Below are 264 nucleotides of genomic sequence, written 5' to 3'. Positions count from 1 at the left end.
TTATACAGCTGCCTGAATCCGTCTTCCCGGTACAGCTTGCCTTCCCAGCCCGCCCGCTGTGTGAGACCTAGTTTTTCCGCCATGTTTTCAATAACGGAATCATCTTTTTTGATCAATTTTTCCGCAAGACTTGTAAACGTATAATTGCAGCTTTGGGCAAAGCTTTCTCCAAAACTGAGCGTGCCTTTGTCATCCCCCGGCTCTCCGTACAGGTTGAGATTGCAGTTAAAGGATGTGCCCGGCTTCACTTCGTTTTGTTCTATT

General features: G+C 47.0%; 1 protein-coding gene. It reads right to left on the bottom strand.

Annotation, left to right across the window (positions count from 1 at the left end):
* A partial coding sequence (locus F1003_RS18860; protein ID WP_202913925.1) for a hypothetical protein occupies positions 1–264 on the bottom strand: 264 nt, incomplete at both ends.

It is taken from the genome of Winogradskyella ouciana, assembly GCF_009709615.1.
In the GTDB taxonomy this organism is placed as follows: Bacteria; Bacteroidota; Bacteroidia; order Flavobacteriales; family Flavobacteriaceae; genus Winogradskyella; species Winogradskyella ouciana.
The sequence above is the reverse complement of the archived record's forward strand: the minus strand, read 5'-3'. Positions and strand labels throughout refer to the sequence as shown.